At 73.3% G+C, this 18,309-nt stretch carries 20 protein-coding genes; 10 read left to right on the top strand and 10 right to left on the bottom strand.

What is annotated here, in order from left to right:
* Positions 1–10: 10 nt before the first annotated feature.
* Complete coding sequence (locus tag ACZ4MU_RS29165; protein WP_467882206.1) at positions 11–1,651, bottom strand: phospholipase D-like domain-containing protein; 1,641 nt, start codon at positions 1,649–1,651, stop codon at positions 11–13.
* A 305-nt stretch (positions 1,652–1,956) separates the two neighbouring features.
* On the opposite strand from ACZ4MU_RS29165, the gene ACZ4MU_RS29170 reads away from it, so the two are divergent.
* Positions 1,957–2,520: a dihydrofolate reductase family protein gene (locus tag ACZ4MU_RS29170; protein ID WP_467882207.1), complete on the top strand. Its 564-nt coding sequence runs from the start codon at positions 1,957–1,959 to the stop codon at positions 2,518–2,520.
* Between the two features lie 9 nt (positions 2,521–2,529).
* Here the strand turns inward: ACZ4MU_RS29170 and ACZ4MU_RS29175 are convergent, their stop codons facing one another.
* The 4 genes from ACZ4MU_RS29175 to ACZ4MU_RS29190 all read right to left on the bottom strand — a co-directional run bounded on the left by ACZ4MU_RS29175 (position 2,530) and on the right by ACZ4MU_RS29190 (position 5,190).
* Positions 2,530–2,697: a hypothetical protein gene (locus tag ACZ4MU_RS29175; RefSeq protein ID WP_467882208.1), complete on the bottom strand. Its 168-nt coding sequence runs from the start codon at positions 2,695–2,697 to the stop codon at positions 2,530–2,532.
* A gap of 124 nt (positions 2,698–2,821) precedes the next feature.
* Complete coding sequence (locus ACZ4MU_RS29180) at positions 2,822–3,343, bottom strand: SixA phosphatase family protein (RefSeq protein ID WP_467882210.1); 522 nt, start codon at positions 3,341–3,343, stop codon at positions 2,822–2,824.
* On the bottom strand, positions 3,340–4,050 hold the full coding sequence (locus ACZ4MU_RS29185) for a hypothetical protein (protein ID WP_467882212.1): 711 nt from the start codon (positions 4,048–4,050) through the stop codon (positions 3,340–3,342). Before ACZ4MU_RS29185 ends, ACZ4MU_RS29180 begins: the two co-directional genes overlap by 4 nt.
* A 228-nt stretch (positions 4,051–4,278) precedes the next feature.
* Positions 4,279–5,190, bottom strand: coding sequence for an NAD(P)-dependent oxidoreductase (locus tag ACZ4MU_RS29190; RefSeq protein ID WP_467882214.1), 912 nt, complete (start codon positions 5,188–5,190; stop codon positions 4,279–4,281).
* A gap of 83 nt (positions 5,191–5,273) precedes the next feature.
* On the opposite strand from ACZ4MU_RS29190, the gene ACZ4MU_RS29195 reads away from it, so the two are divergent.
* Complete coding sequence (locus ACZ4MU_RS29195) at positions 5,274–5,645, top strand: winged helix-turn-helix transcriptional regulator (protein ID WP_467882215.1); 372 nt, start codon at positions 5,274–5,276, stop codon at positions 5,643–5,645.
* A gap of 128 nt (positions 5,646–5,773) precedes the next feature.
* Here the strand turns inward: ACZ4MU_RS29195 and ACZ4MU_RS29200 are convergent, their stop codons facing one another.
* On the bottom strand, positions 5,774–6,661 hold the full coding sequence (locus ACZ4MU_RS29200; protein WP_467882217.1) for a peptidoglycan-binding domain-containing protein: 888 nt from the start codon (positions 6,659–6,661) through the stop codon (positions 5,774–5,776).
* Positions 6,662–7,140: 479 nt separating this feature from the next.
* Here ACZ4MU_RS29200 and ACZ4MU_RS29205 point away from each other — a divergent pair, with 479 nt between their 5' ends.
* The gene (locus ACZ4MU_RS29205) at positions 7,141–8,487 is read left to right on the top strand and encodes an AMP-binding protein (RefSeq protein WP_467882219.1); all 1,347 of its coding nucleotides are present in this window, start codon (positions 7,141–7,143) and stop codon (positions 8,485–8,487) included.
* Here ACZ4MU_RS29205 and ACZ4MU_RS29210 read toward each other — a convergent pair.
* Positions 8,447–9,415: an AraC-like ligand-binding domain-containing protein gene (locus ACZ4MU_RS29210; RefSeq protein WP_467882220.1), complete on the bottom strand. Its 969-nt coding sequence runs from the start codon at positions 9,413–9,415 to the stop codon at positions 8,447–8,449. The two genes, ACZ4MU_RS29205 and ACZ4MU_RS29210, sit on opposite strands and share 41 nt — an antisense overlap.
* 348 nt (positions 9,416–9,763) lie before the next feature.
* Here ACZ4MU_RS29210 and ACZ4MU_RS29215 point away from each other — a divergent pair, with 348 nt between their 5' ends.
* Together ACZ4MU_RS29215 and ACZ4MU_RS29220 are read left to right on the top strand one after the other, a co-directional pair.
* Positions 9,764–10,006 (top strand): DUF2087 domain-containing protein, encoded by a 243-nt coding sequence (locus ACZ4MU_RS29215; RefSeq protein ID WP_467882349.1) that lies wholly within the window; start codon positions 9,764–9,766, stop codon positions 10,004–10,006.
* A gap of 524 nt (positions 10,007–10,530) precedes the next feature.
* Complete coding sequence (locus ACZ4MU_RS29220) at positions 10,531–11,364, top strand: VOC family protein (protein WP_467882222.1); 834 nt, start codon at positions 10,531–10,533, stop codon at positions 11,362–11,364.
* A 123-nt stretch (positions 11,365–11,487) separates the two neighbouring features.
* On the opposite strand, the gene ACZ4MU_RS29225 is transcribed toward ACZ4MU_RS29220, so the two are convergent.
* Positions 11,488–12,225, bottom strand: a complete 738-nt coding sequence (locus ACZ4MU_RS29225) for a 2OG-Fe(II) oxygenase (protein ID WP_467882224.1) — start codon at positions 12,223–12,225, stop codon at positions 11,488–11,490.
* A gap of 146 nt (positions 12,226–12,371) precedes the next feature.
* Here ACZ4MU_RS29225 and ACZ4MU_RS29230 point away from each other — a divergent pair, with 146 nt between their 5' ends.
* Positions 12,372–12,941, top strand: coding sequence for a PadR family transcriptional regulator (locus tag ACZ4MU_RS29230; protein ID WP_467882226.1), 570 nt, complete (start codon positions 12,372–12,374; stop codon positions 12,939–12,941).
* Between the two features lie 82 nt (positions 12,942–13,023).
* Here the strand turns inward: ACZ4MU_RS29230 and ACZ4MU_RS29235 are convergent, their stop codons facing one another.
* Both ACZ4MU_RS29235 and ACZ4MU_RS29240 read right to left on the bottom strand, forming a co-directional pair.
* Positions 13,024–13,443 carry a cupin domain-containing protein gene (locus ACZ4MU_RS29235; protein WP_467882228.1) on the bottom strand — a complete coding sequence of 140 codons (420 nt, stop codon included), beginning with the start codon at positions 13,441–13,443 and terminating at the stop codon, positions 13,024–13,026.
* Between the two features lie 23 nt (positions 13,444–13,466).
* A complete protein-coding gene (locus ACZ4MU_RS29240; RefSeq protein ID WP_467882230.1) occupies positions 13,467–14,258 on the bottom strand; it encodes an SDR family NAD(P)-dependent oxidoreductase in 792 nt (263 codons plus the stop codon).
* A 303-nt stretch (positions 14,259–14,561) separates the two neighbouring features.
* Between ACZ4MU_RS29240 and ACZ4MU_RS29245 the strand changes: the two genes are divergently transcribed.
* The 4 genes from ACZ4MU_RS29245 to ACZ4MU_RS29260 are packed head-to-tail and all read left to right on the top strand — an operon-like array spanning position 14,562 to position 18,286.
* Complete coding sequence (locus ACZ4MU_RS29245; RefSeq protein ID WP_467882231.1) at positions 14,562–15,758, top strand: cytochrome P450; 1,197 nt, start codon at positions 14,562–14,564, stop codon at positions 15,756–15,758.
* Between the two features lie 29 nt (positions 15,759–15,787).
* Positions 15,788–16,372: a cupin domain-containing protein gene (locus ACZ4MU_RS29250; RefSeq protein ID WP_467882233.1), complete on the top strand. Its 585-nt coding sequence runs from the start codon at positions 15,788–15,790 to the stop codon at positions 16,370–16,372.
* Complete coding sequence (locus tag ACZ4MU_RS29255) at positions 16,369–17,622, top strand: cytochrome P450 (RefSeq protein WP_467882235.1); 1,254 nt, start codon at positions 16,369–16,371, stop codon at positions 17,620–17,622. The genes ACZ4MU_RS29250 and ACZ4MU_RS29255 overlap by 4 nt, the downstream gene beginning before the upstream one ends.
* 25 nt (positions 17,623–17,647) lie before the next feature.
* Entirely contained in the window at positions 17,648–18,286 is a 639-nt protein-coding gene (locus ACZ4MU_RS29260; RefSeq protein WP_467882237.1) for a maleylpyruvate isomerase N-terminal domain-containing protein, read from the top strand.
* The last annotated feature ends 23 nt before the right edge of the window (positions 18,287–18,309 follow it).

An 18,309-nucleotide genomic window follows, 5' to 3' on the forward strand; every position in this document is an offset into this window, starting at 1 on the left:
AGGGCCCGGATCAGGGCCGGCAGACGCCGCGCTCGTAGTCGAACGTCGCGGTCGCCTTCGAGTACCGCCACTGCGGGGCGAGCAGCTTCGACGTCAGCTGGGCTGCGCCTTCGGGGCTCTCCACCACGTAGCCGAAGTCCTGGAGCCAGGAGGGGTAGAGGTTCTTCGAGCCGATGTAGAAGGCCGAGTCGTCGACGGAGACCAGCTTGTGGTGCTGGGCGTACGGGTGGCCGTCGGCCCACTTCGGACTGTCGGAGCTGCGGAAGGTGGCCAGCTGGAGGCTGGAGCACATCGTCGCGCGGGCGGCGCCCTGGTCACCGGTCAGCAGGGCGAGGCGGTCGCGCAGGGTGTCGCTGATCTCGGAGAGCGACCTGATCTGCGAATAGCCGCCGCTGCCGACCGCGCCGCGGTTGGCGGGGTCGCTGACGACGATCCGCACCTTCACTCCGGCGGCCATCCTCGCCGCCAGCGCGTCGTAGAGGCGGATGTCGTAGCGCGGGAGGGGCGGGCAGGTGGCGTTGAGGTCCTGCTGGGAGATCTCGATGTGGTCGCGGGCACTGGCGACGAGCGCGCGCAGGGCGCTCTCCTCGGGGTTGACCGTGTCGTAGTCCCGGTCGGCGTTGGTGTTGTCGTGCAGTCCGACGACGCACTTGGTGTCGGCGGCGGTGGGCAGCGTCGGGCGGAACGCGGAGGCCGGGTCGCTGCTCTTGATGCCGACGCCGAGACCGCCGACGGCGATCACGGGCACGCCGCCCTCGGCGGTGGTCCGGGCGGGGGCGTCCTGGGCCAGCGACGGCATGCAGCCGGCGCCGCCCGAGGAGGCGAACCAGACACTGGCGATGTTGGACTTGTTCTGGCAGGTCCAGGCCCACAGGGTGTCGAGGTACTTGCCCGCGGAGCCGGCGGCCGGTCCCGTCAGCGCGAGGTCGACGTCCGACACCGGGTGGGCGGTGTCGAGGTAGTCGTCCTTCCAGCCGTTGATGCCTCCGGTGACCGCCGAGCGGTTGTCGACGACGAGCAGCTTGGAGTGGTTCCAGGAGAACGCGGTCTTGGAGGTGGTCATCGACGCCACGTTGAGCGTGATGTTCTTCGCGGCCCCGCCCAGCCTGCCGACGAGTTCGTCGCGGTACTTCGAGGGGACCACGTTGAGGTGGTAGAGCGGCGCGGCACCGACGAGGACGCGGACCTTGAGCCGGTGTCCCGCGGCGGCCGAGGCCTTGAGGCCGGCGACGACCGCGTCCTCGAACGCCCCGTTGGGGAACGGGGCGAGGGTGGATATGTCGACCGTGTGCTCGGCCTTGGCCATGTTCTCGGTCATCTTGGCGAGCAGCCGCTCGGTCCCGGGCCGCTGGGCGCACTTGTCGTCGCCCCAGCAGCCGGGGGTCTGGAGCAGCCAGTCGGAGGGGTCGGCGTCCGAGGCGTCGAGGCGGTTGCCCGAGGTGCGCTCCCAGACGCTGCCCTCCAGACCGGGCGAGACCTGGCGCAGGGCCTGTTCGACCGCGTCCAGGTGCGCGGTCGCCGACCCCGGGGCGGGCGGGTTCGCGCCGGACTCCGCGAGCGCCGGGGCGGCGGGCAGGACGGCTAGCACGGTGGAGCAGGCCACCAGGTGACCGGCGAGACGGGTGCGGCGTCGAAGCTGACGGTGAGCCAATGGTTTTCGCATTCTGGTCGGGAAGGCGTTCGCGAACGCCCGCGCGGAGTGGGCGGGTCGGGCCACCGGGCCGCCCACCAAGATCAACTCCTCGAGGTTACCCATCGGGCGGAGGCGGTCGGACCGGAGCGGGGAGGCGGCCCGCCACGATGGCCGAGAACCGCCGGTCAGCGGCCGGCCCGGGCCCGCCCCGAGCCCTCCCGGCCGCGTGCGTGCGACCACCCCCGCGTGCCCCGCCCCCGCCGCGCGGCCCCGCGCGTATCGTCGCGCCCGTACCCGTCGTCCCCGACCCCGGCGAGGCCGCCTTGAGGAAGATCGTCCTGATGATGTCCGTGTCCCTGGACGGCTTCTTCGAGGGGCCCGGGCGCGAGCTCGACTGGCACCGCGTCGACGACGAACTGCACGAGCACTTCAACGAAGAGCTGCGCGCGATGGGCGGCTTCCTCCACGGCCGTGTCACCTACGAGTTGATGGCCGGGGTGTGGCCGACCGCGCAGGCCGATCCGGCGAGCACCGCGCCGATGCGGGACTTCGCCCGGATCTGGCTGGACAAGCCGAAGATCGTGTACTCGCGCACGCTGGAGCGGGCGGAGTGGAACACCACGCTCGTACGGGAGGTCGTCCCCGAGGAGGTCCGCGCGCTCAAGCAGCAGCCCGGCGGTGACCTGACGCTGGGCGGCCCCGACCTCGCCGCCGCGTTCCTGCGCCACGACCTGGTCGACGAGTTCCGTGTGTACGTCCACCCCGTCCTCATCGGACGGGGCAGGCTCCCCTTCCCGCCCTCCGGCGCCGAGGTCGCGCTCCGGCTCACCGAGAGCCGCGCGTTCGGCAACGGCGTCGTCCTCCTGCGCTACGAGCGCGCCGGCTGACCCACCCGCTCAGATCCGCCCCTTCCGGTCCTGCTCGCGCTTGTGAGGACCGGCGTCGGGGGACGGATGGGGATCGAGCTCGTGCAGTTGTACGCGGTGCAGCAGATCGGCGAGGTCGGCGCCCGGCCGACGTGCCTCCGCGCGCAGGGCGTCACAGCCCGGACAGCCGTACTGCATCCACCCTGTCCTCTCCCACCGGCGTGACGGATGCGGCAAGTCCATCACGCCGCCCCGCTCCGGCCGTGCAGCGAAATGATCCATCACTCCGATGGCCGGTCCGCCCCACGCCCGGGCGCGCCGGTCAGGCGCGGGCTCCGCGCGGTACCGCGAAGTCGGTGAGCAGCGCGGTCCCGGGCGCCAGGCCGGACCAGGCACCGCGCCAGGTGAGCACGGCGATCGCCGAGGTGGGGAACTTGGTCCCGGCCCGGTCCAGGCTCTCCCCGAGGGCCTCCCCGGTGAGCAGCAGGGTCAGGTCCTGGACGCCGGGGCTGTGGCCGACCAGGAGCAGCGTTCCGACGTCGGCGGGCCCTTCGCGCACCGCGCCGAGCAGACCGCGCGCGTCGGCCGCGTACAGCCTCGGGTCGTGGCGGACCGGGGGCGGGCTGCCCAGTTCGGCCGCTGCCAGCTCCCAGGTCTCGCGGGCACGGCGGGCGGTGGAGCACAGGACGAGGTCGGGCAGGCAGTCCGCCGCGCTCAGCCAGCGCCCGGCGGCGGGCGCGTCGCGCAGCCCTCGCCGCCCGAGCGGCCGGGCGTGGTCGGGCACGCCCTCGGGCCACGCCGACTTGGCGTGCCGCAGGACCACGAGCCGCCGCAGAGGGCTCACGCCCGCGCTCCCCCGGCGGGCGCGGTACCGATCTCGCGGGTCAGCTCCAGGGCGAGGACCCGGTCGAGCCGGGCGAACGTCTCGAACTTGGCGCCCGCCGGTACCCCGCCGTCCGTGGCCAGGTCCTCCAGCGTCCGCAGCACGGCGGCCGTGTCGAGGCTGTCCTCCAGCCCGTCGCGGACCGTGCGCACGAGATCGTCCAGGAGCGGCTTGGACGGCTCCTCGGCCCACCCGGCGACGGCACGGCGCCACCGCGCGAGGCGCCGGCCGGCGTCCTCGACGGCTTCGGCCGTGAGCGTGAGGGGCTGGTGGTACGGCTGGTCGAGCAGCGACAGCCGTACGGCCAGGCCGTCGCCGCCCTCGCCCTCGCGCGCCGCCCGCGCGACGCGCAGGGACAGTCCGCCCCCGCCCTCGTACGGCCGGGCGCTCACCTGTACGGCCGCCGGGCCGCCCAGGGCCTCGGCGATCTCCTCGGGGGTGCCCTCGGCGTCGGCGGGGTGGATACCGGCCTCGGCGGCGCCGGGCACCTGCGGGCCGGTCCGCCCGGTCAGGACGGCCCGGCCGCGCAGCTCGACCACGCGCGCGAGGACGTCGGCGGTCAGCAGCACCCGCAGCCCGGTGAGGTCGCCCGGGCCGCCGGCCCGCGGCACATGGGCGCAGATCCGCAGCGGACCCCGGCCGACGAGATGATCGAAGATGCGCAGCACACCCCCGAGCCTAGGCGCTCCCCCGCCCGCCCACAGGGACTCGTGCGAGCGAGGAACGGAATCCGGCCTCGCCCCGGGCCCACCGCGAGTTTTTCGGCGTACATTCCCGGCGCGGCCTGCCGCCCGTACGTGCGCGGCCGAGGCCCCCCGGGGGGGGGAGGCTCGCGGTCGCCCCGCGGAAGGGCGCGGTGGCCGCTCCGGGGCAGAAGCGGCCACCGCCCTCGCGGATCAGCGCGGCTCTCGGATGGCGTCGATGACGCGGGTCCAGTTGTCGCCGCCGTGTCCGTCCGCGAGCGCACGCCGGTAGTGGCTCTGCACGGCCAGCGGGAGCGCGAGGTCGAGGCCGAGTGACGTACTGGTCTCGACGATGTGGTCGGCCGTCGCCCCCATCATGGTCACCGTGCTGAGATCGCCGGGGTGCTCCCCCGCGTCGAGCGCGGTACCGGGCTTCTCCTCACCCGCCCTCAGGATGGCGCCGATCGAATCGGCGGAGGCGAGCAGCTCCGGCAGCGCCTCGCTCGCCTTCATCCCGGCGGTGCCCAGCATCGCGGTGGCGTGCATCAGCGCCGACAACGTGGTGAGGAAGACGGCCAGTTGGGCCTGGTACATCATCTGGGCGAGGCCCGGGTCCTCGCCCAGGTAGGTGGGCCTGCCGAGCAGCGCCAACGTGTCGCGCCGGTTCTCCATCGCCTCGCGCGGGCCGCTGTAGTAGACGTGGGACGCCTCCGTGCCGACCATCGGCGCGGGGACCATGACGCCTCCGGTGAGGAAGGCGGCGCCGTGGCCGGCCGCCCAGTCGGCCGCCTCGCGGGTGCGGTCGGGGGTGTCGGAGCTGAGGTTGACCAGCGTCCTGCCGGCGAGCGATCCGGTGGCGCCGTCGAGGACGTCGTACATCGCGCGGTAGTCGGTGAGGCTGAGGATCACGAGCTCGCTCGCCCCGACCGCCTCGGCGGGTGTCGCCGCGAGCGCCGCGCCTTCGGCGACGACACCGTCGGCCCGGTGTGCGGTGCGGTTCCATACGGTCACCGGGTGCCCGGCGGTGAGGAGGGTGCGGGTCATCGCCTGGCCCATCGGGCCGAGTCCGATGACGGTGACAGCGGTGCGCTGTGCGGCGGGGGTGCTGTGGTGTTGTTCGTTCACCCCTCCATGCTCGAAGGGCACCACTATTCTCGGAAGTACCCACTATTTACTGCGGTACTTACCTTTTAGTAAGGGGACATGGGATGGCCAAGGCGCCGAGGAACGGGCCGTACATCTGCGGCATCGACGCCGCGCTCGACGTGGTGAGCGGCAAATGGAAGGGCCTGATCCTCTGGGAACTCGAAGCCCATGGGGTGCGCCGCTTCGCCGAACTGCGGCGCGGCCTGCCGGGAGTGAGCGAGAAGATGCTGACGCAGCACCTGCGCGAGATGGAGGCGGACGGCCTGGTGCACCGGGTGGTCCACGCCGAGGTGCCGCCGCGGGTGGAGTACTCCCTGACCGAGCACGGACGCACCCTCAACCGGGCGCTCGGGCCGCTCGGCGCCTGGGGCTCGGAGCGGATGCGCCGCGAGGGCTTCGCGACGGTGGAGGTGGCGGCGGTCTCGCACGGCTGAGACAGGCTCTGCGCGTCCGGGCCGTTCGTCCACGCGCGAGCGCGGCGGTCCCGGCGGCCGTCGCGTGGTCGCGACCGGCCGCCGGGACCCCCGTGGCCGTACGGTCGGCGCCGCCCCCGCAGAGGCGGTCAGACGACCGTGAATCCGTGGCGGGCGCCGAGCCGGGTGAGTGAGTCGTGGCCGGGGATGCCGTCCGCGTCGGGGCCGGAGTAGCCGCACCGCCGCTGCCAGGCGGCGTACGCCGTCTTCGTCCTGGTGCCGAAGGAGCCGTCGACCCAGGTGGCGCTGAGCAGCCCCTCGGCCTGGAGGGCACGCTCGACGACCAGGACCTCGCTCTTGTACGTGGTGCCGCCCTGGGGGAGCCCCGGGTCGCGCCGGGCCGCGGCGATCACATGGGCCAGCGAGACCCTCGCCGTCGGCGGGGCTCCGGTGAACTGGGGCCAGGAGCCGGGGTCCTGATGGGTGTTCTCCGGTACGTGCTGGTGTCCGTACCATCCGCCGTGCGTCTCCCAGACGCGTTCGTCGCGGCGGGAGGTGAAGTCCACCGGCCGTCCCATCGGCCAGGTGTCGGGCACGCCCCAGGAGCGCACCCAGGCGTTCAGGGCCGCCCAGCCGGCGCAGGGGGTGTCGACGAGCCGGGCGTAGACCTTGCCGCTGACCCGGCAGTACGGGAAGAAGTGCGCCTCGATCTGGATGACGACGGTGCCCGCCCTGTTGGTCCGGGTGCCGCCGGACAGGTCGACCAGCGACTTGGAGCGCGAGTTGGCCGGGAAGAACTGGGTGAACGCGCCGGTGAAGGGCGACCAGAGCAGATGGGGGGCGGACCCCTTGCCGTCGGGGTTGCGGCCGAACCAGTCCTGCAGGTTGCCGTAGGGGACCTGGTCCTGGGGGTGGGCGGCGGTGGCGTTCTTGTCCCAGGTGATGTGGGCGATCGCCTTGGCGGGGTAGGTGCTGTCGGTGGGGGCGTGGTCGCCCACGTCGATCCGTTGTGCGCCGGGCAGCCAGAGGTCGGGCATGGGTGCCTCCAGGGCGGAGCCCCACTCGTGCGGGGTCCGTGGGGGGAAGGGGTGGGGGGAAACGGGTGGGGGCCGGCTGATGACGTCGAAGCCGAAGGCCCCCACGGGCGCGTCCCCGCCCGAGGTCTTCCGTGACTCTCCGTCGACCAGCCGGGGGGTCGAGGCGGAGTTGGCCTGTCATCAACAGTGTTGCGCGCAACGGCATCGCCGAAACGACTCAACGGGCCTCTGTGACAACGGTCTTGCCGAAAAGGCCTCGGCGGTGACGGGACGCGTCCCGGCAGTCCCGCCCGCTCCCCGCCCCTGGAACAACCTCCGTCCCACCAGCACCGAACGTCACGGTGTGCACGATCCGGCAAGGAGCACGCACGGATCGTCAAGGACATCTCTAGTCGACCCTCGTTGAATGAGGCACAAGTCGACCAGGAGGGGGCAGGCAGTTGAACACCCCATCGCAAGCAGACCACCGATCCGCCCACGTGGACACCTTCGTACAGGACCACTTACCATCCGGGCCGCTCCGGCCCGACCTGCTGCTCGGTATGCCCTCCCTGCGCTTTCCCGCGCGGCTGAACTGCGCGTGGGAACTCCTGGAGGGCGGCGGCTCGTTGGACCGGGCACAGCGGCCCGCCGTGCTGTCCCCGCACGGCGTGCGCTGGACGTACGGGCAGCTGACCGCGGTCGTGGCGCGTGTGGTGCACGTCCTGACCGAGGACATGGGCCTGGTGCCGGGCAACCGGGTGCTGCTGCGTGGCGCCAACACGCCGATGCTGGCGGCGATCTGGCTGGCGGTGGTGCGAGCGGGCGGGGTGGTCGTGACGACCGCGCCCACTCTGCGGGCCGAGGGGCTGACCCACGTGATCGACAAGGCGCGGGTCACCCACGCGCTGTGCGAGTGGGGCCTGCGGTCTGAGCTGGAGTCGGCGGGCCGCGCGCCCCGGACCCTGTTCTTCCTCGGCGGGGCGGGCGACGGGGCCGGTCTGGAGCGGGCCATGGAGGACAAGCCGGACTGGTCGCTGCCGGTCGACACCGCCGCGACCGACCCCTGCCTGATCGCCTTCACCTCCGGGACCTCGGGGCCGCCCAGGGCCACGGTCCACTCGCACCGGGACGTGATGGCCGCGTGCAACTCCTTCCCCCGGCACGTGCTGCGGGCCACCGGCGACGACCGCTTCATCGGCACCCCCTCGCTGGCCGACACCTACGGGCTGGGCGGACTGCTCCTCTTCCCCCTGCACGTCGGCGCCTCGACGGTGCTGCTCGACACCTCCTCGTCGCGCGTGCTCGCCCGCGCCGTCGCCGAGTTCCGCGCCACCGTCTGCTTCAGCGGCCCCGCGCGCTACCAGGCGATCTGCGCCGACCCCACCCCGTACGACCTGGCCTCGCTGCGCGAGTGCGTCTCCTCGGGGGAGGCGCTGCCCCTGGAGACGCGCCGCAGATGGAAGCAGCGGACCGGCAACAGTCTGATCGACGGGCTCGGCTCCGCCGAGATGTTCCACATCATCGTCTCGATGCGCGGCGAGCAGGCCTGGTCGCACCCCGGGGCGATCGGGCGCCCGGTGCCCGGCTATCTCACGGCGATCGTCGACGCCTCCGGGCGGCCCGTCCCGTACGGCCAGGTCGGCGCACTCGCCGTCAAGGGGCCCACGGGCTGCCGCTACCTCGACGACGAGCGCCAGCGGGACACCGTGCGCAACGGCTGGACCTTCACGGGCGACGCCTGCTGGACGGACGAATACGGCTTCCTCTACTACCACTCCCGCATCGAGGACATGGAGGACCCGCTCAGCGATTCGGGGCTGCCTCGCGGTAGTCACGCGGGCTGATCCCGTACGCCGCCCGGAAGGCGCGGCTGAAGTGGGACGGCTCGATGAACCCCCAGCGGGCGCCGATCGCGTGCACCGGGCGATGGCGCAGCACCGGGTCGGCGAGGTCCCGGCGGCAGCACTCCAGCCGCCGGGCCCGGATCCACGCGGCGACCGTGGTGCCGCGCGAGTCGAAGATCTGGTGCAGGTGGCGCAGGGAGATCCGGTGCGCGGCGGCGACGGTCGCGGGCGAGAGGGACGGGTCGGCCAGATGCCGGTTGATGTAGTCGCAGATCTCCACGCGCAGGGCCTGTCGGCGCGCCTGCGGGCTCATCGCGCCCTCGACGGCCAGCCGCCGCCCGAGCACAGCGGCGAGCAGGTCCACCGTCACCGAGGCGAGGGCCGGGATGTCGGCGGGCGCGCACTCGTCGGCGCGGGCACCGAGGTCGGCGAGCCAGCGGCCGAACACCCCGCCCATCCCCCGGTCGGCCGCGATGGGAGTGGCGGCGAGCCGCTGGACCACGTCCTGGGGCAGCGGCAGCCGGGTGCGGGGCAGCTGCACCACCGTCATGGACGAGTGCGCGCCGGCGAACCGGCCTTCGAAGGGGCGGCTGCTGTCGACCAGGACCAGCTCCCCGGGGCGCAGAGCCGTCTCCCGGCCGCCCTGCGCGGCATGGCCCGTGCCGGACATCAGGACGTTGACCTGATAGACCTCGGGGTCGTCCTGCCGTATCAGCTTGGGGGTGCGGGTGATCTCCACGCTCGGGTACGTCAGGGTCGTCACCCGCACATCGCCGAGGTCCAGGACGCGCAGCCAGGCGTGGAAGTCCTCGGCGCACTCGCTGCTGAGCCAGTTGCGCACATGCGACTGCGCGGCCAGTTCGGTCCACAGCGCGAACCGCTCGGCCGCCGGCACGGTCCCGGTGCTGAACTCGCTCGTCAGACCCATCCCCCACCCCCCTTGCGCAGAATGTCCGCCCCAGCCCGACCATGGCACATGTGTTCGCCTTGCGTCGAGCGCCTGATCGGCCATCCACCCCCGCCGGCCGGCCGCGCCCCGACCGGATCCGGAAGCCCGGGCGAGGTCCCCGGACCACTCCGCCGAGGCCGTCCCGGCCGGGGGCGGACCGAATTCCGTTGCCGGGCCACCGCCGCATGAGGAAGGCTGCCCGGCATGTCAGCGAATTCCCCCGGCGACGTGTCGGCACCCACCACCGGCGAGGCCTCGGCGCACACCACCGGCGAGGCGCGCACCACCCACGCCCCTCCGCCGCACGCCGCCACCGGCTCGCATGCCGTGGCCGCGCTCTTCTCCCACGGCCGCCTCACCGCGATCCCGCGCAAGGCCGCCCGCCGTGAGCAACTCCTCGTCCACCTCGCGCGGACACTCTTCGAGGCGGAGCGGCCGTACACCGAGCGGGAGGTCAACGAGGCGCTGCTCACGGTCCACGACGACTTCCCGGCGCTGCGCCGGTATCTGATCACGGCGGGCCTGCTGACCCGGACCCGGGACGGCGCCCGCTACCAGCGGGCCGCGTAAGGGGGCCAGGGCCACCCGATTGCGTCCGATCATGCTTTCGACGGTAGAGCGCGGACTCGGGTGGCCGCGTCGTCCTGGGGTCGCCATTCGAGCGGCTGCGCGTCCACCCGTGGGCTGCCTCCCCCCTCCACCCTGAGACGGGCTCACGGGCGCCCGGACCCGGGGACGGGTTGCGGAGGGCCGTGGGAGGACGGAAGGTGAACCGGGTGCCGCCCACGTCAGGGGCCATCGGTTTCGGATGTCGCCGATTTCGGGTGCCACTTACACCGGAAACGGGGTACCCGTACCAGGAGACCCGGAACGAGACACCTGCCTCGCCCGCCCAGCCACCGGCCCTGACGGCACGTGGACGGGGCCGGGCCCTTCCGGGGCAGTCCCTCCGATACGGTGAACGACGTCATACGCAGCGTAGCCATTACACTGCGCGACGGCACACCACCACAGGCGGCTGGGTGCGGGACGCCCGATTTGCGGGAAAATGGTGACCGCAGGAAGCCGCCAAGCGAGAGCGATCGGCATCAGTGATGGACAGGACAACCACGGTCCCGGACGACTGCAAGGCCTCGTCGAGCGCGGCGGTGCTCGGGGCACCGTGCTGGGTGAGCCTCATGGCGCGCGAGCTCGAACCCGCGCTCCACTTCTACGGAGCCGTCTTCGGCTGGACGTTCCGCGGCGGGCGGCTCGGCGAGCAGTTCCGGGTGGCGCTGGACGACGGCGAGCCCGTCGCCGGGATCGGGGCCCTGGCGCCCGCGCTCCAGGTGGCGGTGGCCTGGACGCCGTACTTCGCGGTCGAGGACGCCGACACCACCGCCTCGCGCATCCGCGAGCGGAGTGCCACGGTCGCTGTGGGCCCGGTCGCGTTCCAGACGGGGCGCGGCGCGCTCGCCGCCGACCGGGACGGCGCGGTCTTCGGTATCTGGCAGGGCAAACTCGTCGACGACTGGGAGTCCTGGCGCAACCGTGAGCCCGCCTGGCTGCGGCTGCGCACCCGCAACGCCTTCGAGGCGGCGATCTTCTACGGCGAGGTCCTCGACTGGGCGTCCGAGCGGCCGGGCTGCTGCGACGTGCGGTACGAGGCCGAGGAGGTCGTGCTGCGGCACGGCGGCCACATCGTGGCCCGCCTCAGCTCCGGCGCGCTCGAAGCCGCACCGGACCCCACCATCCGGCCGCACTGGGAGGTCCATTTCGTGACCACCGACGTGCCCGCCAAGACGGCGGCGGCCCGCGCCCACGGCGGCATGGTCATCGCCCAGGGCACGGCGGCGGGCGGCCCGTGGGCGACGATCCGCGACCCCGACGGCGCCACCTTCACCATCAACACGCGCGCGACGCCCGCGACACAACCGCGGCCCTCCTGACGGAACCGGCCCCCTCTCACGGACGAGCCCCGGCCGCCCCCGCCCCGCGCGGGGGCGGCTCACTTCACGTCCGTACCCCTTCGTCCCGGAATCCCTTCGTCCCGCAATCCCTTCGCCCCGGCGTCACTTCGCGTCGTGGAAGACGAGCCCCAGGGCGTGGCGCCGCCCCGAGCGGACCGTGCTCACCCCGTGCCTCATCGGGCCCGCCGACCAGCCGCGCCGCGAGGGCACCGGACGCTCGCGCGTGGTGAAGACGAGCCCGTGGCCCTGCGCCACGGTGGCGGCCGATCCCCTCGACTGGGCGCGGGGCCGCTGCTCGGTCATCAGGAACTCGCCCCCGGTGAAGTCGGTTCCGGGCACATTGAGGCCGATGACCACCTGGAGCGGGAAGACGGCCTCGCCGAACACGTCGCGGTGCAGCGCGTTCCAGTCGCCCGGCCCGTACCGCAGCAGGATCTGGGCCGACTTGCCCTGTCCGGCGTCCCGGCACATCCGCAGCCACTCCCCCAGCGAGTCCGGCCAGGGCGCCGGGCGCCCCAGCCGGGCGGCCCACGCTCGCGCGACGGGCAGCAGCCTCGGGTAGAAGGCGGCGCGCAGAGCGGCGACCACGTCCGGCAGGTCATGGGTGAAGTAGCGGTACTGGCCGGAGCCGAAGCGGTACCGGGCCATGTCGACCGTCGTACGGAAGTGCTCGCCCTCGTCGTAGAGCGCGATGAGCTCCCGGCACTCGTCCGGCGTGAGCAGCGGACCGGTGGGCGCGCTGCCGCAGGCGTCGAGTTCCTCGACCAGCGCGGGCCAGGCCACCGCGGCGACCCGACCGGCCGGGCCACCGGTGGGGCGGGGGGTGTCATTCGTGTCCATGAGGCGAGGCTCGCGCCCCGCCGCACGGGCCGCTGGCGGCAATCGGACAAGGCGGTGCGCGGTGCGCGCCCACGTTCACGGCCCCGGACGCAAACGCCATGATTACTCCACCAATTGCCTGGTCACGGAAGTGATAGCTTGGCGCGATGGCACTGCGCAACGCCGTTCTCGCCGCGCTCCTGGAGGGTGAGGCCTCCGGATACGACCTGGCCAAGGGGTTCGACGCGTCCGTCGCCAACTTCTGGATGGCCACCCCTCAGCAGCTCTACCGCGAACTGGAGCGGATGGAGTCCGAGGGCCTGGTCCGGGCGCGGCTCGTCCACCAGGAACGCAGGCCCAACAAGCGCCTGTTCTCCCTCACCGACGCGGGCTTCGCGGCCCTGCGCTCCTTCACCGCCGGGCCTGCGCGCCCCAGCGCGATCCGCGACGAGCTCCTGGTGCAGGTGCAGGCCGTGGACGCGGGCGACCGCGCGGCGGTACGGGGCGCGGTGGCGGAGCGGCTGGAGCGGGCCCGGGCCAAGGTGGCCCGGTACGAGCGGCTGCGGGACCGTCTGCTCGACGGGCGCACCGAGGACGAGTACCTGACCCGTTCCGCACGCGTCGGCCCGTATCTCACCCTGCTGCGGGGGCTCTCCTTCGAGGAGGAGAACATCCGCTGGGCCCAGCGGACGCTGGTGGTCCTGGACCGCCGCGCGGCGGTGGCCGAGCACTCCTGAACCCGGGGGCGACCTGGGCGTCTGCCGTGAGATCCCGACAGCCGGGCAGACGTGCGGACCGGCCCCGCGCCCCGCGCCCCGGTCAGGATCCCGGAGACACGTCCTGGCCCACCCGGTAGCCCGGCACCGAGGGCCAGCGGACCGTCAGCACGACGGACTCCTCCTCCGCGTACCAGGAGTGGTCCACCCCCTTGCCCCACACGACATAGTCGCCCTGCTCCGCCAACGTCACGGCGCCGCCCGGAAGTTCCACCCGGAAGCGGCCGCTGATGAGCACGAGCAGGGCCGTGCGCTCCTCGCCGGTCACCCACCGCGCCCGCTCGTCCCCCCGGGGATGGACGCCCCATTTGATCTCCACGGCGTCGCTGTGCCGCGGGTCCCCTGCGTCCTTGAAGTGGCCGAGCAGCCACCCGTGGTCCAGTGCGGCGTCCTTGCCCGCGTTGCCCGTGTACACCCCGTCGGCGCGCCCGTCACCAGCGGAAACCCTTATGCCTGCGTCCATGGTGTCGAACCCTAACCGCCGCCTCAGATCAGCGTGCGGCCCCCGTCCAGCGGCAGGAACGTGCCCGTGACCCTGCCGGCCAGATCGCTGGCCAGCAGCACGACCGCGTCGGCCACGTCCTCCGCCCGGATCGCCTCGGGCAGGGGTGTCCCGGCGGCGACCTGGGCGATGAGCGACGCCTGGGACGGGCCGGCGTTGGCGTCGGTGGGGACGAAGCCGGGGGCGATGGTGTTCACCCGGATGTTGTCGGGGGCCAACTCCCGTGCCAGCGCCCGGCCGACGGCGTCCTGAGCGCTCTTGGCCGCCGTGATCTCGACCGGCACGGGATAGGGGTTGTGCGTCGCCGAGGCGCCGATCAGGACGATCGAGCCGCCGCCGTGGCGCCGCATCGCCGGGACGACGGCGTGGCAGCAGGCGAGCGTCGCGTCCAGTTGGGAGGCGACCGCGTCCCGTACCGCGGCGATGCCCCGCGGGGTGTCGATGAAGCAGCCGGGCGCCCCCGCCCGGGCGGCGACCGCCTCGGTGCCGACCATCACGTTGCAGACCAGGACGTCCGGCGCGCCGAGCGCCTCCGTGCTCCGCGCCACCACGGCCCGTACCTGTCCGAGGTCGCTGACGTCCCCCGCCACGGCCACGGCCCGGCCGCCGGACCTCTCGATGTCGGCGACCACGCGGTCCGCGGCCCGCGCGCTGCGGAGGTAGTTCACGGCCACGGCAGCCCCGTGCGCGCCCAGCGCGCGGGCGACGGCGGCGCCGATCCCCCGGCTCGCGCCCGTGACCAGGGCCACCCGGCCCTCCAATAACGCCGACGACATGCGTCCACTTCCCCTCGTGCGTCCCGAGGGCGCCGCGGCTCTGTCAGTCCGGCCGCACGCCCGCCACTCGTATGACACTTTTGTGTACTTTCAGATGGATCTGAGGAGTCTTCTCCGCCAGCTCTGGAATGATCCAAAACGGCTGTCCGGAAGCCCGCCCGGCCCCGGTGCGCACCGTTCATCCCGACCCTCCCCGGCCCGCACGCCCGCTACGCCCGATCGAGAACGAATCCGCCGTGGCGGAGGCCGCCGCTGCGGAGCCTGCGGTCCGACCCCGCACCACCGAGACAGGAGAAGAACGCCATGGCCGAACCGCAGATCCACTTCTGGGCGCCGCCGGACCTGCCCGGCCTCGCCTTCGATCCGCTGCTCGCACGGCTGCTGCACGAGGAGCCGGTGGCCCGGGTGCGGCTGCCCAACGGCGAGGGCCACGCGTGGCTGGCGACCCGCTACGAGGACGTGCGGTTCGTCTCGGTGGACCCCCGCTTCAGCCGCCAGGCCGTGATGGGGCGCCAGGTGACCCGGCTCGCCCCGCACTTCATCCCGATGGACGGGGCCGTCGGGTTCGCGGACCCGCCGGACCACACCCGTATGCGGCGCGTGGTGGCCAGTGCCTTCACCGCCCGCTCGATGCGCCGCCTGCGCGACCACGCCCAGCAGGTCGTCGACCGGCTCCTGGACCGGATGGCCGACCGGGGCGGCCCCCTCGACCTGATGGCCCACCTCAACCGGCCCTTCCCCCTCGCCATGGTGTGCGCGCTGATGGGCGTACCGGAGGAGGACCAGTCGAAGATGGCGCACTGGTCGGACACCATCATCTCCGCCGCCCGCGGCCGCGAGGCCAGCGAGCGGGCCAAGGCGGAGATGGGCGCGTACTTCCGCGATCTCATCGAGCGGCGCGGGGCCGAGCCCGAGGAGGATCTGGCCGGTGTGCTGGCGAGCGCCCTGGAGAACGAGGTGCTCGACCAGGACGAGGCGGTCGGCCTCGCCGTGCTGATTCAGATCGGCGGCGCCCACGCGGTCCGCAACAACAGCGCCAACATGGTGTACGCCCTGCTCACCCGGCCCGGACACCTGGCCCGGCTGCGCGCCGAGCCCGAGCTCCTGCCGCAGGCCGTGGAGGAGTTGCTGCGCTACATCCCGCACCGTAACGCGGTCGGCCTCTCGCGCATCGCCCTGGAGGACGTCGAGGTGGGCGGGGTGACGATCCCCGAGGGCGACCCCGTCTACGTCTCGTACCTCACCGCCAACCGTGACCCGCGGGTGTTCGCCGACCCGGAGCAGCTCGACTTCGACCGGACGCACAACCCGCACGTCGCCTTCGGACACGGCCCCCACTACTGCCCCGGCGCCACCCTGGCCCGGATGGAGTCCGAGATCCTGCTGCGCTCGCTCTGGGACCGCTTCCCCGGCCTGCGGCTCGCGGTGCCGGAGCGGGAACTGGTGTGGGAGCGCGGGGCGCTGATCCGCGGGCCCCGGGAACTGCCGGTGCAGTGGTGACCGGCGGACCGTACCGAGAGGAGCAGACCGTGGACGACGCCGGCCCGTACACCCGCCCCACCGAGGGCCTGGTGATCCCGCCCGGCGGCGGCCGGACCGTCAGGACCGCCGCCCAGCAGGTCACCTTCAAGGTCACCGGGGCGCACTCGACGGTCGCCTCCACCTTCGAGGTGGTGGTGCCGCCCGGCTTCGACGTCGGCGCGCACGCCCACAGCCGCAGCGAGGAGCTGTTCTACCTGCTGGAGGGCGAGCTGGACGTGATGGCCTTCGAACCGAAGGTGCGCACCCTCGACGACTGGCGTGAGTGGGAGTCGCCGTCCGGGCAGCGCCACATCCGGGCCACGGCCGGGACGATGATCCTGGTGCCGCCGGGCTGCCCGCACGCCTTCGCCAACCCCACCGGCCGCCCCGCCAGGATGCTCTTCCAGGCGGCCCCTCCCCCGGACCACGAGCGCTACTTCGAAGAGCTGCTCGAACTTCTCGACAGCGGCGGCGGGATCGACCCGGCGGCCGTACAGGAGCTGCGTGTGCGCTACGACATCGAGCAGCTGACCCCGCTGCGGCACGCGTCCGCCGTCCAGGCCCCGGCGGCGGACGCGGGGGTGACGTCATGAGCGAGGACATCACCACCGGCGAGGTCACCACCGGCGAGCTGAGCCGGCGCACCTCCGAGGAGGCCACCGAGCACTTCTGGCCGGTGGAGCACCTTCACGAGCTGGAGTTCGACCCGCTGCTGCACCGGCTGCTGCGCGAGGAGCCCGTCGCCCTGGTGCGGATGCGGTTCGGGGAGGGCAACGCCTGGCTGGTGACCCGCTACCAGGACGTCAAGGAGGTCACCTCGGACCCGCGGTTCAGCCGGGCGCTGACCGTGGACCGGCCGGTGACCGGCATGACCCCGCACGTCGTGGCCCCCGCCGGTGGCATCGGGCGTACCGATCCGCCCGACCACACCCGGCTGCGGCGACTACTCGCCCAGACCTTCAACCGCAAGCGCGTCGCGGTCCTCAAGGTGGAGGCGGAGGCGATCGCGGAGCGGCTGGTGGGCGAGATGCTGGGGCGGGGGGCGCCCGCCGACCTCACCGAGTACGTGACCGGGCCGATGCCGGAGCAGGTGATCGGGAAGCTGCTCGGGGTGCCGGAGGCCGACCTCGGCCGCCTCCAGACCTGGCGGGGCGTCATCCTCTCCAGCGACCACTCCCTCGAGGAGAGCAACGCGGTCAAGGCCGAGATCGCCCAGTACTTCAGGACGCTAGCGGACCACCGCCTCGCCCACCCGGGCGACGACCTGTTCAGCGAGCTGTCCCAAGCACAGGCCGAGGGCGCGCTCAGCCGCCCGGAGCTGATCTCACTGGCCGTGATGATCGTCCTCAACGCCCTCGACCAGGTCCGCAACCAGTGCTCCACGATGGTGTACACCCTGCTCACCCACCCCGGGCAGCTGGCACGGCTGCGGGCCGAGCCGGAGCTGCTGCCCACGGCCATCGAGGAGCTGCTGCGGTTCATCCCGCAGCGCAACGGTGTGGGGCTGCCCCGGATCGCCACCGAGGACGTGCCGGTGGGCGATGTGCTCATCCGCGCCGGGGAGGCCGTCTACGTCTCGTACCTCGCCGCCGACCGCGACCCCGAGGTCTACACCGACCCGGACCGCCTGGAGCTGACCCGGGACGAGTCCCCCAACCTGGCCTTCGGGCACGGTGCGCACTACTGCCTGGGGGCGGCGCTGACCCGGATGCAGCTGGAAGTGATCCTGTCCACGCTGCTGCGCCTGGCCCCCGGTCTGCGGCTCGCGGTCCCGCCCGCGGAGGTGCGCTGGCGCCGCGGTTCGATCAACCGCGGCCCGGAGACGCTGCCGCTTGCGTGGTGAGGGCGGCGGGCGGGATCGTACGGGGATGACCTCTCCCCGGCACGACTTCCTGGCCCTGGCGGGCTCGGTCCCGGACCTGCTGCGCGAGCCGGCCGTCGCCGCCGCGTGGTCCGGGCCGAGCGCCCTCGCCGAGTTCACCGTGGCAGGACTGGCGGGCCATCTCGCCTACCAGGTCCTCTCGATCCCGCCCGCGCTGGCCGAACCCGTACCGGCCGAACCCACGGTCTCGCTGCTCGGGCACTACGAGCGGGTGGAGTGGATCGGGGCGGAGCCCGACGACGAGATCAGCGTACGGATCCGGCGCGGCGGCGAGAGCGCGGCCGTCGACGGGGCGAAGGCGCTGGCGGACCGGGTGGCCGCGGCCGTCGACGAACTGACGGACACGCTGGCCTCGGTGGAGAACCGGCCGGTCCGCATTCCGCTCTGGGGCCCGTGGTCGCTGCTCCTCGACGACTTCCTGACCACCCGGTCGATGGAGATCGCGGTGCACGGCGACGACCTGGCGGTGAGCGCGGGCATCCCCACGCCGCCCTGTGCGCCGAGCGCCGTGGAGGGCGTCGTCGATCTGCTCGCGCGTCTGGCCGTGCGCCGGCACGGCCCGACGGCGGTGCTGCGCGCGCTCAGCCGCGAGGAGCGGGCCCCCCGCACGATCGCCGCCTTCTGACGGGGGGCCACCGCCCGGAGCCG

The sequence above is a fragment of the Streptomyces sp. NPDC026377 genome (genome assembly GCF_055567715.1).

Bases quoted from the DNA above. Each gene is read 5' to 3' on its own strand.
- ACZ4MU_RS29175 (WP_467882208.1), bottom strand. From the start codon at position 2,697: ATGCAGTACGGCTGTCCGGGCTGTGACGCCCTGCGCGCGGAGGCACGT.
- ACZ4MU_RS29195 (WP_467882215.1), top strand. From the start codon at position 5,274: ATGGCCAAGGCGCCGAGGAACGGGCCGTACATCTGCGGCATCGACGCC.
- ACZ4MU_RS29200 (WP_467882217.1), bottom strand. From the start codon at position 6,661: ATGCCCGACCTCTGGCTGCCCGGCGCACAACGGATCGACGTGGGCGAC.
- ACZ4MU_RS29210 (WP_467882220.1), bottom strand. From the start codon at position 9,415: ATGGGTCTGACGAGCGAGTTCAGCACCGGGACCGTGCCGGCGGCCGAG.
- ACZ4MU_RS29220 (WP_467882222.1), top strand. From the start codon at position 10,531: ATGGACAGGACAACCACGGTCCCGGACGACTGCAAGGCCTCGTCGAGC.
- ACZ4MU_RS29225 (WP_467882224.1), bottom strand. From the start codon at position 12,225: ATGGACACGAATGACACCCCCCGCCCCACCGGTGGCCCGGCCGGTCGG.
- ACZ4MU_RS29230 (WP_467882226.1), top strand. From the start codon at position 12,372: ATGGCACTGCGCAACGCCGTTCTCGCCGCGCTCCTGGAGGGTGAGGCC.
- ACZ4MU_RS29235 (WP_467882228.1), bottom strand. From the start codon at position 13,443: ATGGACGCAGGCATAAGGGTTTCCGCTGGTGACGGGCGCGCCGACGGG.
- ACZ4MU_RS29240 (WP_467882230.1), bottom strand. From the start codon at position 14,258: ATGTCGTCGGCGTTATTGGAGGGCCGGGTGGCCCTGGTCACGGGCGCG.
- ACZ4MU_RS29245 (WP_467882231.1), top strand. From the start codon at position 14,562: ATGGCCGAACCGCAGATCCACTTCTGGGCGCCGCCGGACCTGCCCGGC.
- ACZ4MU_RS29255 (WP_467882235.1), top strand. From the start codon at position 16,369: ATGAGCGAGGACATCACCACCGGCGAGGTCACCACCGGCGAGCTGAGC.
- ACZ4MU_RS29260 (WP_467882237.1), top strand. From the start codon at position 17,648: ATGACCTCTCCCCGGCACGACTTCCTGGCCCTGGCGGGCTCGGTCCCG.